12 protein-coding genes are annotated in these 14,688 nt (G+C 62.9%); 3 read left to right on the plus strand and 9 right to left on the minus strand.

The window, feature by feature from the left end:
- Positions 1-78: 78 nt before the first annotated feature.
- The 5 genes from argH to argC form a co-directional block, all read right to left on the minus strand.
- Positions 79-1,464, minus strand: coding sequence for an argininosuccinate lyase (argH, locus tag PG898_RS10740; RefSeq protein WP_270824114.1), 1,386 nt, complete (start codon positions 1,462-1,464; stop codon positions 79-81).
- A 417-nt stretch (positions 1,465-1,881) separates the two neighbouring features.
- On the minus strand, positions 1,882-3,117 hold the full coding sequence (locus tag PG898_RS10745; RefSeq protein WP_005324853.1) for an argininosuccinate synthase: 1,236 nt from the start codon (positions 3,115-3,117) through the stop codon (positions 1,882-1,884).
- 54 nt (positions 3,118-3,171) lie between these two features.
- Positions 3,172-4,083 (minus strand): ornithine carbamoyltransferase, encoded by a 912-nt coding sequence (locus tag PG898_RS10750; RefSeq protein ID WP_270824115.1) that lies wholly within the window; start codon positions 4,081-4,083, stop codon positions 3,172-3,174.
- A 25-nt stretch (positions 4,084-4,108) separates the two neighbouring features.
- A complete protein-coding gene (gene argB / locus PG898_RS10755; RefSeq protein ID WP_171276872.1) occupies positions 4,109-4,888 on the minus strand; it encodes an acetylglutamate kinase in 780 nt (259 codons plus the stop codon).
- 23 nt (positions 4,889-4,911) lie between these two features.
- Positions 4,912-5,919, minus strand: coding sequence for an N-acetyl-gamma-glutamyl-phosphate reductase (gene argC, locus PG898_RS10760; protein WP_270824116.1), 1,008 nt, complete (start codon positions 5,917-5,919; stop codon positions 4,912-4,914).
- Between the two features lie 261 nt (positions 5,920-6,180).
- On the opposite strand from argC, the gene argE reads away from it, so the two are divergent.
- Positions 6,181-7,326, plus strand: a complete 1,146-nt coding sequence (gene argE / locus PG898_RS10765) for an acetylornithine deacetylase (protein WP_042648376.1) — start codon at positions 6,181-6,183, stop codon at positions 7,324-7,326.
- Positions 7,327-7,541: 215 nt separating this feature from the next.
- Positions 7,542-10,175, plus strand: a complete 2,634-nt coding sequence (gene ppc, locus PG898_RS10770; protein WP_005324863.1) for a phosphoenolpyruvate carboxylase — start codon at positions 7,542-7,544, stop codon at positions 10,173-10,175.
- A gap of 165 nt (positions 10,176-10,340) precedes the next feature.
- Here the strand turns inward: ppc and PG898_RS10775 are convergent, their stop codons facing one another.
- Positions 10,341-11,822: a GGDEF domain-containing protein gene (locus PG898_RS10775; RefSeq protein WP_270824117.1), complete on the minus strand. Its 1,482-nt coding sequence runs from the start codon at positions 11,820-11,822 to the stop codon at positions 10,341-10,343.
- Between the two features lie 181 nt (positions 11,823-12,003).
- Between PG898_RS10775 and ybaK the strand changes: the two genes are divergently transcribed.
- Positions 12,004-12,474 carry a Cys-tRNA(Pro) deacylase gene (ybaK, locus tag PG898_RS10780; protein WP_005324867.1) on the plus strand — a complete coding sequence of 157 codons (471 nt, stop codon included), beginning with the start codon at positions 12,004-12,006 and terminating at the stop codon, positions 12,472-12,474.
- Positions 12,475-12,563: 89 nt separating this feature from the next.
- On the opposite strand, the gene PG898_RS10785 is transcribed toward ybaK, so the two are convergent.
- The 3 genes from PG898_RS10785 to PG898_RS10795 are packed head-to-tail and all read right to left on the minus strand — an operon-like array spanning position 12,564 to position 14,213.
- Complete coding sequence (locus PG898_RS10785; protein ID WP_270824118.1) at positions 12,564-13,289, minus strand: GNAT family N-acetyltransferase; 726 nt, start codon at positions 13,287-13,289, stop codon at positions 12,564-12,566.
- Positions 13,279-13,728 (minus strand): rhodanese-like domain-containing protein, encoded by a 450-nt coding sequence (locus PG898_RS10790; RefSeq protein ID WP_270824119.1) that lies wholly within the window; start codon positions 13,726-13,728, stop codon positions 13,279-13,281. Before PG898_RS10790 ends, PG898_RS10785 begins: the two co-directional genes overlap by 11 nt.
- Before the next feature lie 17 nt (positions 13,729-13,745).
- Positions 13,746-14,213, minus strand: a complete 468-nt coding sequence (locus PG898_RS10795) for an OsmC family protein (RefSeq protein ID WP_270824120.1) — start codon at positions 14,211-14,213, stop codon at positions 13,746-13,748.
- Positions 14,214-14,688: the final 475 nt, after the last annotated feature.

Below are 14,688 nucleotides of genomic sequence, written 5' to 3' on the forward strand. Positions count from 1 at the left end.
GCTTACTGATGAAAATAAAAAAAACGGCAACCCGGAGGTTGCCGTTTTTCTTGTGATGGCGCTGGCGCGCCGCGGGGATCAGCCCGCCCTCTTAGCCAACCACTGTTCGGCGGTGGCGAGGGCGGCATCCACCAGCTCGCGGGCGACGCCGCCCTTGGCGACCCGCTTGGCCAGGGTGGCTTCCAGCTCCAGGTTCGGGTAGACATCCTCCCCCACCACAGGGCTGAAACGCTGGAACTCAGGCAAAGAGAGCTCCTCCAGCGGCTTCTTCACGCCGATCGCATAGACCACAGTCTCGCCGACGATATGGTGCGCCTCGCGGAAGGGGATCCCCTTGGCCACCAGATAGTCCGCCAGCTCGGTGGCATTGGCATAACCGCCCTGGGCCGCCGCCTTGGTGCGCTCGCCGTTCACTTTCAGATCGATCAGCACCAGGGCCGCCATGTCGAGGCAGTCGTGCCAGGTGTCGAGGGCATCAAACAGCCCTTCCTTGTCTTCCTGCATGTCCTTGTTGTAGGCCAGCGGCAGCGCCTTCAGGCTCATCAGCATCCCCATCTGGGCGCCCACCACCCGGCCAGTCTTGCCGCGGATCAGCTCAAGGGCGTCCGGGTTCTTCTTCTGGGGCATCAGCGACGACCCCGAGGTGACCGCATCGGAGAGCTCGACGAAGCCCGCCTCGCCGGTGTTGTAGAAGATAAGATCTTCCGCAAAACGAGAAAGGTGCGCCATGGAGAGGGACGCCACGTGCATCAGCTCCACCACGTGATCCCTGTCCGATACCGAATCCAGGCTGTTGCGGGTCGCGCCGCCAAAGCCCATGTCCAGCGCCAGCGCTTCACGGTCGATGGCATAGGCGGTACCCGCCAGGGCGCCGCAGCCGAGCGGGCTGGTGTCGAGGCGTTTCAAGGCATCCTGCAGACGGGAATAGTCCCGCTCCAGCATCTCCACATAGGCCAGCGCCCAGTGGGCGAAGGTGACCGGCTGGGCGCGCTGCAAGTGGGTGTAGCCCGGCAGCACGGCAGCCTGATTGGCACGGGCAGAGGCGACCAACCCGGCTTGCAGGGCACTGATGGAACCAAGCAGCAGCTCCCCTTGCGCCTTGCACCAGAGTTTCAGGTCGGTGGCGACCTGATCGTTGCGTGAGCGGCCGGTGTGCAGCTTCTTGCCCAGGGTGCCGACGGCATCGATGAGCTTGCCCTCGACCCAGGAGTGGATGTCTTCGGCATCCGAACTCAGGATCTGCTGGGGATCCTGCTGCACCGAGGCCAGCAGCACTTCCATCGCCTGTTGCAGTTTGCCCTGCTCATCGCTGGTCAATACGCCCACCTTCACCAGCGCCTTGGCCCAGGCCATGGAGCCCTGGATATCCTGCTCTGCCAGGCGGTAATCGAACCGCAGCGAATCGTTGAACTGCTTGAACCTGCTATCGGCTCCCTGACTGAAGCGTCCACCCCAAAGTGCCATACTGCTCTCCTTGAATGCGTTGTCGGTAGGCGCCTGCGCCTGCCGAACTTGAAATCTTGCCCTGTATTTTCTGCATAACAGTGCGCTGGTGATCGATGCTGTTGTCGTTGGTCACTTCACATCCAGCAACTGCGAACCGGTCCCCTCTCCCTCTGGGAGAGGGCTAGGGTGAGAGGAATGGCCAATGACCTCCCCCTCATCCCCAACCCTTCTCCCGCAAGGGGAGAAGGGAGCAAAGCACACCAACATCATTCGAAAACCGCCCCTGTTATCTCACAGAAGCGGCCAGGGTGCTGCCGCTCTTGTCACAGCTCATCGGTTATCCTTCCCCCTCTTACAGACGAGGGAACCAGGTCGCCGCTTATAAACGAGGGGGCCATGCCCCCTCACCGGTACCAGCGGATTTAATCCTGCGGCTTAGCCGTGGGTGTGATCACCGCCGATGGCCTGATGCTGCTCCTTCATGGCGCGGATCCGGCTCGCCAGGGTGTAGAGACGGATGAAGCCTTCTGCGTGGCTCTGGTCGTACACTTCGTCGGCGCCGAAGGTGGCGAAGTCTTCGGAGTAGAGGCTGTTCGGCGACTTCTTCTGCACCGCAGTGACCTGGCCCTTGTACATCTTCAGCACCACTTCACCGTCGAGATCCTCGGCGATGGCGTTGGCGGAGGCGACAATGGCCTTGCACAGCGGAGTGAACCAGCGACCGTCATAGACCAGGTGGGAGAACTCGGCACCCAGCTTTTCCCGCCAGGCGCGGGTCGGTCTGTCCAGTACCAGCTCTTCCACGGCGCGCAGCGCGGCGACCATGACGGTACCACCCGGGGTCTCGTAGCAGCCACGGGACTTCATGCCCACCATGCGGTTCTCGGTGATGTCGATGCGGCCCACGCCGTGCTTGCCGGCACGCTCGTTCAGGGTCATCAGGATCTGGTGCGGAGTCAGCGGCTGGTCGTCAACGGCCACCACTTCGCCCTGGGCCACGGTCAGCTTGACGTATTCCGGCTCGTTCGGTGCCTGCTCGGCGGAGACAGTCCACTGCCAGACCGCTTCGGACGGCTCGTTCCAGGTGCTCTCCAGCTCACCACCCTCGGTGGAGATGTGCCAGGCGTTGGCGTCGCGGCTGTAGATCTTCTTCAGGGTTGCCTTGCAGGGGATGTCGCGGGCTTCCAGATAGGCCAGCAGATCTTCCCGGGAGCGCATGTCCCACAGACGCCAGGGGGCGATCACTTTCAGCTGGGGCGCCAGTGCGGCGACCGCACCTTCGAAACGCACCTGATCGTTGCCCTTGCCGGTACAGCCGTGGGAGATGGCGTCGGCCCCTTCTGCCAGGGCCGCTTCCACCATCGCCTTGGCGATGATGGGACGGGCCATGGAGGTGCCCAGCAGGTAGGTGCCTTCGTAGACGGCGCCTGTCTTCAGGGTCGGATAGACGTACTCTTTGACGAACTCTTCCCGCAGATCCTTGACGATGCACTTGGTGGCGCCGGAGGCGATGGCTTTTTGCTCGATCCCTTCCAGATCGTCACGCTCCTGACCGACGTCGGCGACGAAGGCGATGATCTCCGCATCGTAGTTCTCCTTCAGCCAGGGAATGATGGCCGAGGTATCCAGTCCGCCCGAGTACGCCAGTACGATCTTGTTGATTCCGCTCATTTACTTCTCTCCGTGATGATTCGATAAGGTTGTGATTCAGGGTCGGTCGCCGCGTTACTTGTGCCCGAACAGGGTCAGCAGCACGGCATTCTGGATATGCATCCGGTTTTCTGCCTCATCCATGATGAGGGAGGCTGGTCCGTCCATGACCTCCGAGGTGATCTCAAGCTCCCGGTGCGCCGGCTGGCAATGCAGCACGTGCTGGATGCCGGTGCGATCGAGCAGGGCCTGGTTGATCTGATAAGGCATGAAGATATCTTTTACCTGCTCCATTGGTGTGTTGTCACCCATGGAAACCCAGGTGTCGGTATAAACCACGTCAAAGCCTTCGATGGCGCCCACGTCATCGCTGATGTGGATGGTCGCACCAGATTGCGCCGCCAGCGCCTGGGCCTGCAGGAAGATCTGGGTGTCCGGGCCATGGCCCTTGGGGCAGACCAGGGTCACGTCGGTGCCGAGCGTCGCCCCCAGCAGCAGCAGGGAGTGGCTGACGTTGTTGCCATCACCGAGGTAGGCCAGCTTCACCTTCGACAGATCCGCATACTGCTCACTGATGGTCATAAAGTCCGCCAGCCCCTGGCAGGGGTGGTAGAGGTTGCACAGGCTGTTCACCACGGGCACAGAGCCATGCTCAGCCAGCTCGACCAGGGTCTGGTGATCGAACACCCGCGCGACTATGGCATCACACCAGCGGGACAGGTTGGCGGCGAAATCCTTCACCGATTCCCGCTTGCCGAGCGCGCCGTTCTGCTGATCCAGATAGACGCTGTGACCGCCGAGCCGGGCGATGCCGATGTCGAAGGTGACCCGGGTGCGCAGGGAAGGCTTCTCGAACAGGGTGACCACGCTCTTGCCTGCCAGCGACTGGCCGTACTTCTTGGGGTCGGCCTTGACCGCTTTGCCCAGGGCTATCAGCGCCTCGATCTGGGCCTTGCTCAAGTCGCTGTCTTTCAGAAGATGTTGCATCGGATGTTCCTTTTTCCGGCCAGGGTTAGAGGGTGACTTGGGTGCCGACGGCACCGCCCGCCAGCAGCTTGAGCAGCTGATCCGGGTAGCGCCAGCTGGCGACACAGACAGGTTTGCCCAGGGTCTCTGCGGCGTGCAACGCGGCTTTCACCTTGACCGCCATGCCGTCCGTAATAACGCCCTTCTCCATCAGGTCCAGCGCGCTCTGTTTATCCAGCTGCGGCACCAGCTTGCCCTTGCCATCCAGGATGCCGCTCACATCCGACAGCATCACCAGATCGGCGCCCAGCGCCTCGGCAATCGCCGTGGCCGCCTGATCCGCGTTGACGTTCATCAGCTGGCCATCGGCGGTGATGCCGATGGAGCTCACCACCGGCAGGAAACCCTGCCCCAGGATGCCGGCCACCAGCGCCGGGTTGCCCGGCTGGCAGTCACCGACGGCGCCGAGATCCGGGTCGAGCTGGGTCACCTGGCACAGACCGCCGTCGGCGAGGCAGAGCCCCACAGCCGGGATGCCGGTGGCGATGGCCTTGGCCATCATCATCTTGTTCGCGGTGCCAGCCAGGGCCCCGGCGATGAAGGGGATCTGCTCGAACGGGGTGACCCGCAGGCCGTTCTTCTTGGTGGAAGTCATCCCCAGCCCCTTGAGCAGGTCATCCACCAGGCAGCCACCACCGTGCACCAGCACCAGGGGACGGTGCTGATCGTCCAGGAAGGTTTTCAGGGTGGCGAACAGGGCGGTCAGGGCCTCGTCGTTCTCGATCAGGGCGCCGCCCAACTTGATTACCAGCGTCTGCTTGTCCATCTTCTCGATCCTTCCTTAAAGCGTTAAATCAGGCCGGTGGCCGGTTCAAAACCAAACTTGATATTTATGCACTGCATCGCCTGGGAGGCGGCGCCCTTGAGCAGGTTGTCGATGGCGGACACCACCACCAGCATGTTGCCCTGCTGCTGCCAGGCGAGGTCGCAGTAAGGGGTATTGGCCACGCCACGGATGGAGGGCATCTGGCCGGTGAGGCGCACCAGGGGCTTGCCCTCATAGGCCTTGAGATAGGCTTGATCCACCTGGGTCTGCGTCACCCCATCCGCCAGTTGCACATAGATGGTGGCCAGTATGCCCCGCACATAGTTGCCAAGGTGGGGCTGGAACAGCACCCCCTTGCCGAGGTGGTGACTGATCTCCGGCTGGTGTCTGTGATTGAAGGTGCCGTAGGGGCTCAGGCTCACCTCGCAGAAGCTGGTGTTGATGGCGGCCTTGCGACCGGCTCCGGAGACACCGGAAACCGCGTTGATGATGGGCTGCCATCCCTCGGCAATCAGACCGGCCTGCTGCAGCGGCTTGAGGGCGCAGAGGGAGGCGGTTGGATAGCAGCCGGGCACCGCAATGAGTTGGGCGTTGTGGATGGCATCGGCATTCCACTCCGCCAGACCGTAGACGGCCTGTTCCAGCCACTGCTCGCTGTCGTGGGTGAAACCGTAGAAGGAGGCGTAGAACCCCTGATCCTTGACCCGGAAGGCGCCGGAGAGATCGAACACCGGCAGCCCCTTGGCCAGGAACTTGGGGGCGAGCTCGGCGCTCACCTCGTGGGCGGTGGCCAGCAGCACCAGATCGGCCTGGGTCAGGATCCGGGTCATGCCGTCCTCGTCCAGCGGCAGCAGCGGCTGATCCAGCTCACCGACCCACTGAGGATGCAGGGAAGAGAAACGCTTGTGGGCGTCCTGGCTGCCGGCGGAGACATAGAGGCCGAACAGCTTGAGTTCTGGATGGTTCTGGACCAGTGCGGCCAGTTCGGCCCCCGCGTAGCCACTGGCACCGACGATAACGGTATTGAGCATGTTTGAGTATTCCAAGTCTGGGTTCGAAATTCACAGCGTGGTGCTGCGGTGCAAGGGGTCGGCTATCGCCCCTTAGATGCAACGAATGCGGAGGGGCAATTCAGGCGGATATGCGTCGTCGGTTACAGATCAGGTGACAGAACATTAACTTTCCCTTACAACTAGAAGCCTTGTTGATGAGCACTCGAACAGAATATTCATGCACTCACTTTGCATTTGTATTTTCTAACAGAAACACTCCGGGGACGCAAGGAGGAGCTGATGGCCAATCTGGATTTTTTTTCACTTTATAAGAATATTATTGCGATTCCCTCTATCAGCAGCACGGATCCTCGCTGGGATCAGAGCAACGAGGCGGTGATCCGGCTGCTGGCCGACTGGTTCGGCCAGCTCGGCTTCCAGTGCGAGGTGACGGCATTGCCCGACCTGCCGGGCAAATTCAATCTGGTGGCGACCTATGGCCAGGGGGAAGGGGGCCTGCTGCTGGCAGGTCACACCGATACTGTGCCGTTCGACGAGGGAGGCTGGAGCAAGGATCCCTTCAAGGTAACCGAGGAGGGCAACCGCCTGTACGGGCTCGGCACCATCGACATGAAGGGCTTCTTCGCCTTTATCGTGGAGGCGCTCAAGGAGATCGATCTCACCACCCTCAGCAAGCCGCTGCGCATCCTGGCCACCGCTGACGAGGAGACCACCATGGCGGGCGCCCGCGCCATCGCCGCGGCGGCCGAGATCAAACCTGACTATGCGGTGATCGGTGAACCGACCGGTCTGGTGCCCGTAGTGGCTCACAAGGGCCACATGTCGGAGGCGATCCGCATCACAGGCCGAAGCGGTCACAGCTCGGATCCCGCCAACGGCGTCAACGCCATGGAGATCATGCACAAAGCCATGGGCCAGGTGCTCAAACTTCAGCAAGATCTCAAGGATCGCTATGCCGACCACAGATTCGCGGTGCCACAGCCCACGTTGAATCTGGGCTACATCCAGGGGGGCGACAGCCCGAACCGCATCTGCGGCTGCTGCGAGCTGCACATTGACATGAGGCCCACCCCTCAGGTGGGACCGGATGAACTGATGGGCCTGCTGAAAGAGGCGCTCTCCCCCATCGAAGTTCACCAGCCGGGCTGCCTGCACCTGCAACACCTGCACGAACCCATTCCGGCCTATGCCTGCGAGGACGGCTCCGATCTGGTACGCGAGGCCGAGCGGGCGAGCGGTCGGGCCGCCGAATCCGTGAACTATTGTACCGAGGCCCCCTTTATCCAGCAGTTGGGATGCCAGACCATAGTGATGGGCCCGGGCCATATCACTCAGGCCCATCAGCCCGATGAATACCTGGATCTCTCGTTCGTCAAACCGACCACGGCGGTGCTGCAGCACCTGATCCGGCGTTTCTGCGCCTAGGTCGAGGGGAATGTAAGTAAGTTACATGACATGCCGCCTCGGGACAGGTGAGGGAAATACATGTTCTGAATCGGCCTGTTATTTGACCTTGCGCAGACAATCTGGGTAGATTGTCCCCCTAAGATGACGGAGCATATGTTGTAATCGCACAACAATAAGTGAGGCTGCCTCTCCCCTCGGAAGGTCAAGGGGCACCAACCAAATAAGGATGTGGAATGAACGAAAAGTACGCCGCCCTACGGGCCAACGTAGGCATGTTGGGCCAACTGCTGGGGAAATCCATCAAGGATCATCAGGGTCAAGCCTTCCTCGACAAGATTGAGACCATTCGTCAACTGGCCAAGTCCTCCCGCAAGGGCAACGAGTCAGACCGGGAACGCCTGCTAGAGACCCTGCGTACTCTCTCCGATGACGAGCTGCTGCCCGTGGCCCGCGCCTTCAGCCAGTTCCTCAATCTGGCCAACGTGGCGGAGCAGTTCCACACCATCTCCCGCCGCTGCGAAGAGCAGGAGTGCACGCCGGACCCGCTTGAGCAAATGTTCGCCAAGCTGAAAGCCTCCAACCTCTCCCAGGAGGCCATCATCCAAGCGGTACGCGAGCTGGACATCGATCTGGTGCTGACCGCCCACCCCACCGAGGTGACCCGTCGCACCCTGATCCACAAGCACGTGCAGCTCAACGACTGCCTGGAAGCGCTGGAGCTCTCCGATCTGCTGCCCCGCGAGCGGGACAAGATCCTCAATCGCATCGAACAGCTGGTCAATCAGGCCTGGCACACCAACGAGATCCGCGAGCAGCGTCCGACCCCGGTGGACGAAGCCAAGTGGGGCTTCGCCGTGGTGGAAAACAGCCTGTGGCCGGCCATTCCCGAATTCATGCGCAATCTGGACGAGCGCCTGCAACACCACCTGGGTGTGCGCCTGCCGCTGGATGCCGCGCCGGTCAAGTTCACCTCCTGGATGGGCGGTGACCGCGACGGCAACCCCTTCGTCACCGCCAAGGTGACCGCCGAGGTGCTGGAGCTGGGCCGCTGGATGGCGGTCAACCTCTTCTACCGCGACATCAAGGAGCTCACCTCAGAGCTCTCCATGGCCGACTGTACCGAGGCCGTGCGCGCCCGAGTCGGTGACAACCCCGAGCCCTACCGCGCCCTGGTGCGCGAGCTGCGCGAGCAACTGCGCGAGACCCAGGAGTTCCTCACCGCCAAGGTGCAGGGTCAGGCGAGCGAGAGCCGCGATCTCATCAAGACCACGGCCCAGCTGCGCGAGCCGCTGGAGCTCTGCTACCACTCCCTGCACGCCTGCGGCATGGGCAACATCGCCGACGGCATGCTGCTGGACGTGCTGCGCAAGCTGGCCTGCTTCGGCATCCATCTGGTCAAGCTGGACATCCGCCAGGACGGTGAGCGTCATGGTCAGGTCTTCTCCGAGCTGACCCGCTACCTCGGCATGGGTGACTACGCCGAGTGGAGCGAGGACGACAAGCAGGCCTTCCTGCTCAACGAACTGAACTCCCGCCGCCCGCTGATCCCCACCGACTGGGCACCGAGCGACGAGACCCGCGAGACCATAGACACCTGCCGGGTGATCGCCGGTCACGACCCCGATGCGTTCGGCATCTACATCATCTCCATGGCCGGTGCACCGTCCGACGTCCTGGCGGTGCAGCTGCTGCTGAAGGAGGCGGGTTGCAAGTTCCGCATGCCGGTCGCCCCGCTGTTCGAGACTCAGGAAGATCTGATGGCAGGCACCGCCGTGATGGATCGCCTGCTGTCGGTGGACTGGTATCGCGGCTACATCCAGGGTCGTCAGTACGTGATGATCGGTTACTCGGATTCCGCCAAGGACGCGGGCATGATGGCCGCCGGCTGGGCCCAGTACGCCGCCATGGAATCCTTGGTGGGGCTGGCTGAAGCCAACAACATCCGCCTGACCCTGTTCCATGGCCGTGGCGGTACCGTCGGTCGCGGCGGCGCCCCCGCCCATCAGGCGATCCTGTCCCAACCGCCGGGATCCCTGCGCGGTGGTCTGCGGGTCACCGAACAGGGCGAGATGATCCGCTTCAAGTTCGGTCTGCCCAAGGTCGCCATCCACAGCCTGAACCTCTACACCAGCGCCGTGCTGGAGGGGAACCTGCTGCCGCCACCCAAGCCCAAGGAGTGCTGGCGCGCCGTGATGGAGCAGCTGGCCACCGTCTCCTGCGATCACTACCGCAGCATAGTGCGCGGCCACCCGGACTTTGTGCCCTACTTCCGCGCCGCCACCCCGGAGATGGAGCTCGGCAAGCTGCCGCTCGGTTCCCGTCCTGCCAAGCGCAAGCCCAACGGCGGCGTCGAGAGCCTGCGCGCCATCCCCTGGATCTTCGCCTGGACCCAGAACCGGCTGATGCTGCCGGCCTGGCTCGGTGCCCACAAGGGTCTGCAGCAGGCCATAGATGACGGTCAGAAGAGCGTGCTGGACGAGATGAGCCGCCAGTGGCCCTTCTTCCGCACCCGCCTCGAGATGCTGGAGATGGTGTTCCTCAAGGCCGACCTCTGGCTGGCGGAGTACTACGACACCCGTCTGGTGCCCAAAGAGCTGTGGGCCCTCGGCAAGCAACTGCGTCAGGAGCTCTCCGACTCCATTCAGGTGGTGCTGGAGCTGCGCCCGCAGGGAGACCTGCTGGACGACCAGCCCTGGATCAAGGAGTCCATCAAGCTGCGCAACCCCTACACAGACCCGCTCAACGTGCTGCAGGTCGAGCTGCTTGGCCGCTCGCGCAAAAACCCTGAGACCCTGCACCCCGAGCTGGATCAGGCGCTGATGGTCACCATCGCCGGTATCGCCGCCGGCATGCGCAACACCGGCTGATCCCGGACCGTTGCAAACAAGGGCGCCCCGGCGCCCTTTTTCGTCTCTGCCGGGCACGGGGATCCCTATATTGCCGCCAGCACAGCCCCCTCTAAGGGAAAAAACATCCACAACAAACAGGGCGCCATGATGGCGCCCTGTTTTATTTCGCGATATAGCCTCTCATCAGGAGACCTGGTTGCGACCCCGACGTTTTGCCTCGTAAAGTCGCTGGTCCACGCATTGAAGCCAGTCATCCATGCGCCTGTAACTCATCTGATAGGGCGTGAGCCCCACGCTGATGGTGACGGTGATCGCCTGGTGTTGATACAGGAAGGAGTGCTGCTCCACCTGGCGCCGGATGCGCTCCATGATGGTGTGGGCCTCCTCCAGGGTCGTGCCCCGCAGCAGCAGGATGAACTCCTCCCCGCCAAATCGCGCCACCAGATCCTTGCTGCGTACCGCCTGCATCAGCAGACGCGCCAGCTCCTCGAGCACCGCATCCCCGGCAAGGTGTCCATATACATCATTGATTTGCTTGAAGAAATCGATATCTATCAAGGCCAGGCAGCAGGCCTCCCCTTCGGCGGGATGGCGCTGGATATGATCGAGCAGGACATTCGCCTGGGTGAAGAAGCTGCTGCGGTTGGGCAGCTTGGTCAAGAAGTCGTGCTCGGCGTTGAAGCGCAGCACCCGCTCCATGCGGCTGCGCTCGTCCTCCAGGTTGCGGGCGTGGATAAGGGTGCCAAGGGCCGTGGTGAGGGGCTCGAGCAGGCTGACATGGGTCTCGTCAAAGCCACCCGGGCGGTTGGCCAGGGCGATCATGCCGATCGCCTCTCCCTTGTGGCGGATGGGAATGCCGAGGAAGCTCTCCAGGTGCGGATGACCACGGGGGGAGACACCGCGACTGGCCGGATGGCTCGGCAGATCGTTGCAGCACACCAGGGTATTGTGGGTCACCACGTGCCCAAACAGGTTGTCGAGCTTGCTAAAGATGAGCCCGCCCCGGCTCTGGCGCTGCTGCTCATACCAGGCATGGGTCGCCTCGTCCCAGGAGACATTGGAGATGGAGGGGACATAGAGACTGGGGCGGCCATCCTCGTACTGAATGATGCCGATGAAACCATAGGAGCTTTCGCTCACGCTCAGCAGCCGCTCGAAGACGGTATCGCAGGCGGAGCCGAGATTGCGATCGAGCAGAAAACTCTGGTGAGCGGCCACCACGATGTCAAACAGCTGGCTCTGCTGCTCGACCCGCTGCTTGGCCATCACAGCCGAGGTAATGTCGTGCGCCAGCTTGACCACCCCCAGCAGGATGCCTGCCTCGTCGGTCACGGGCATGTAGGTGGCATGGAGCCAGAGGGGGTTGCCACCTTGCCTGACCCGGCGAAACTCCCCCGACTGGATCTCGCCACCCAATACCCTCTGCCAGAAGAGATCATGCTCGGCCTGCAGATCCGGCGGCAAGAGCATGAGATGGGACTGGCCCAACAGCGCTTCGGGGGGATAACCCAGCATGTCGCAAAACAGGGGATTGACCGACACCATGCGGCCATCCAGATCGAACTCGACCATGCCGTAGGTCCGGTCGAGGGCGGTCAGCCGGGCCAGGGCCTCATAACGATCGAACGTGTCGATATCGCGAGAGCGGATTGCTGGGGTATTCATGGCTACGATTCCTTTCGATCGCCATCGCATCGCGGTGGAATGCGGGAACAAGAGCTCAGATCATAGGATCCGGCATCCGGTTGCGCGAACAGAGGCCCCCATGGGGGGTGAAGGCTGACACTTGCCACATCTGGCCCTCGGGCGCAGACTGTCTGGCCTTGTTCCGGCCCGAGGAGACCCCATGACACCCGCTATCAACCTGCTGAAGAAGCTGAAAATCCCCCACAAGCTCTATCCCTACGAGTGCGAAGCCCACGACGATTTCGGCAAGCATGCCGCGACCCAGCTCGGTCTGCCCCAGGCTCAGGTGTTCAAGACCTTGCTGGCTCACCATGACAAGCAGGCGGTGGTCGCCATAGTCCCCTCCTCCGGCATGTGCAGTCTCAAACAGCTCGCCAAGGCCACCGGCCTCAAGAAGGTGGAGATGATGAAGCCGGCCGATGCCGAGAAGCTGACCGGCTACAAGGTGGGCGGCATCAGCCCGCTGGCCCAGAAGAAGCTGTTGCCGACCGTGCTGGACGACTCCGCCATGGCGTTTGACGAGATCCTGGTGAGTGGCGGCAAGCGCGGCCTCTCGGTCGGGGTGGCGCCCGAGGACATGGTGCGCCTGATGAAGTGGATCGCCGCCCCCATCGGCGAGCACCATGAATGAGCTCACTCATCAAGCAACATCCAGCATGAGAGAGGCCCCGCAATCGGGGCCTCTTGCGTTTTGCCCGTCAGGCCCAAGGGACCACAGGCTTATGGCGTCACCCGGCAGGCGGCGGTGAGCTCGGAGAGGCGCAGCCGCTGGCGCCCCTGTTCGTCGAAGTTGGCATCCGCCAGCCAGCGCTCGAAACAGCCCTTCAAAGCGGGCCACTCGCCGTCTATCACCGAGAACCAGGCGGTATCCCGGCTGTGCCCCTTGTCCACCCGCGCCTGGCGGAACGTCCCCTCATAGCAAAAGCCGAGACGCAGCGCCGCCTGCCAGGAGGGCCGGTTCAGGGCATTGCACTTCCACTCGTAGCGGCGATACCCCAGGGCGAAGGCATTGGCCATCATCAGCGCCATGGCCGCCGTCGCCAGCCGCGACTGCTGCAGGGCCGGCGAGAAGTGCAGCCAACCCACCTCCACGCTGCCCGCGGCGGGGTCGATGCGCAGGTAGCTGGCGAGCCCCAGCGCCCGGCCGTTCCTCTCATCGACAATGGCATAGAACTGGGGATCGGCCTTGGCGGCGACCCCTCGCAGCCAGGCCAGCATGGCCGCCTCATCCTCGAAGGGGCCGCTGGTGAGGTAGGTCCACATGGCCCCGCTGTCGGCACAGAAGGCCTGCCACAGGCTGCTGCCGTGGCGCTCGGGATCGAGCGGTTCCAGGCGACAGCCCCAGCCGCTCAGCACGCGGTGAGGAGGAAACTCGGCGCCCCGCCAGTCGGGCAGAGACTCGCCCAGGGGTTGGCCATGGCCGTTGAAGAGGGGTTCAGCAGGCACAGGCGATCCCCCCTTCCAGCAGCACGCCGGCCTCGCTGCCGGTGGCGACGGCGAAGCCGTCCTGGCGCCACCAGTGCAGGCCGCCAATCAGCTCCTTGACCCGAAAGCCCAGCGCTGCCAGCTTGTACGCCCCCTGGGTCGAGCCGTTGCAGCCGATGCCATCGCAGTAGCAGACATAGACCCTGTCCCGCGACAGCCCCTGGGTGGTCGCCGGGCTCATGGTGCGATGGGGGAAGGAGATGGCACCGGGAATATGACCCTCGGCGTAGTGCGCGGGGGAGCGGGTGTCGATGACCACTATGCTGCCCCCCTCACCCGCCTCCCCGGCCAGCAGGTCGGCGGCGAGATCCGCCGGATCGGTGCGAAACTTCAACTGGGCCTCGAAAAACGCGCTGGCCTCCAGCGGGCTCGCAACCCCGGTACTCAATACATGACTCATCCTGAACCTCCTTGTGATTAGAGTGCTATCTCTGTGGTGACGACTGTGTTGACCGAGTTGGCGATGAAGCACTCCTCGTGGGCCTGGTGGTGCAGCCGCTCCAGCACGGCGAGATCGGGCCGATGCTCGCCGCCAAACCGCACCCTGGGGCGCAGGGTGACCCGGGTGATGGACTGGCGACCTCGCTCGTTCTGCTCCATGATGCCGACGGCCTCATCCCGGTAGCTCTCCACCAGATAACCCGCCCTGGCGACCAGCCAGAGGAAGGTCAGCATGTGACAACTGGAGAGGGATGCGACGAAGGCCTCTTCGGGATCCACGTGCTCGGCCACCGACCAAGGCAAGGGCACCACATGGGGGGAGGAGGAAGCGGGCACCCTGACTCCACCGTCAAACGCCCACTCATGGGCCCGGCTGTAACGCTGATCGACAAAAGGCTCGCTGGCCCCTCGCTGCCAGCTGATGGTGGCGCTGTATTCCGACATGCAGACTCCTTCTGTAGCCAATGTGTGTAGCCAATGGGATTGATTCACTTCCTTGCCCACCAATTTAGCGACAAAATGGCCTTGCCACGCCGACCAATTTTGCCAATATGGGCAGACCAATTTATCCGCAACGGGAAGTGTCATGACAGTCCTGCCGACCCTCTTTGCCAATCAGCAGCAAAACGATCTTCCCCTGCACGAACAGCTGGTGCGCACCCTGCGGGAGGCGATATCCGGATGGGGGGGCCATCTGCCCCGCCCCCGCGGAGGCCAATCATGACAGTCCTGCCAACCCTCTTTGCCGACCAGCAGCAAAACGATCTTCCCCTGCACGAACAGCTGGTGCGCACCCTGCGGGAGGCAATATCCGGATGGGGGGGCCATCTGCCCCGGCCCCGCGGAGGCCAATCATGACAGTCCTGCCAACCCTCTTTGCCGACCAGCAGCAAAACGATCTTCCCCTGCACGAACAGTT

This window comes from Aeromonas sp. QDB31, assembly GCF_027707605.1.
Taxonomy (GTDB): Bacteria; Pseudomonadota; Gammaproteobacteria; order Enterobacterales; family Aeromonadaceae; genus Aeromonas; species Aeromonas media.

Excerpts from the sequence above, each read along its gene's own strand:
- argC (WP_270824116.1), bottom strand. The coding sequence starts at position 5,919 with ATGCTCAATACCGTTATCGTCGGTGCCAGTGGCTACGCGGGGGCCGAA.
- argE (WP_042648376.1), top strand. The coding sequence starts at position 6,181 with ATGGCCAATCTGGATTTTTTTTCACTTTATAAGAATATTATTGCGATT.
- ybaK (WP_005324867.1), top strand. The coding sequence starts at position 12,004 with ATGACACCCGCTATCAACCTGCTGAAGAAGCTGAAAATCCCCCACAAG.
- PG898_RS10745 (WP_005324853.1), bottom strand. The coding sequence starts at position 3,117 with ATGAGCGGAATCAACAAGATCGTACTGGCGTACTCGGGCGGACTGGAT.
- argB (WP_171276872.1), bottom strand. The coding sequence starts at position 4,888 with ATGGACAAGCAGACGCTGGTAATCAAGTTGGGCGGCGCCCTGATCGAG.
- PG898_RS10795 (WP_270824120.1), bottom strand. The coding sequence starts at position 14,213 with ATGTCGGAATACAGCGCCACCATCAGCTGGCAGCGAGGGGCCAGCGAG.
- PG898_RS10775 (WP_270824117.1), bottom strand. The coding sequence starts at position 11,822 with ATGAATACCCCAGCAATCCGCTCTCGCGATATCGACACGTTCGATCGT.
- PG898_RS10750 (WP_270824115.1), bottom strand. The coding sequence starts at position 4,083 with ATGCAACATCTTCTGAAAGACAGCGACTTGAGCAAGGCCCAGATCGAG.
- PG898_RS10790 (WP_270824119.1), bottom strand. The coding sequence starts at position 13,728 with ATGAGTCATGTATTGAGTACCGGGGTTGCGAGCCCGCTGGAGGCCAGC.
- argH (WP_270824114.1), bottom strand. The coding sequence starts at position 1,464 with ATGGCACTTTGGGGTGGACGCTTCAGTCAGGGAGCCGATAGCAGGTTC.
- ppc (WP_005324863.1), top strand. The coding sequence starts at position 7,542 with ATGAACGAAAAGTACGCCGCCCTACGGGCCAACGTAGGCATGTTGGGC.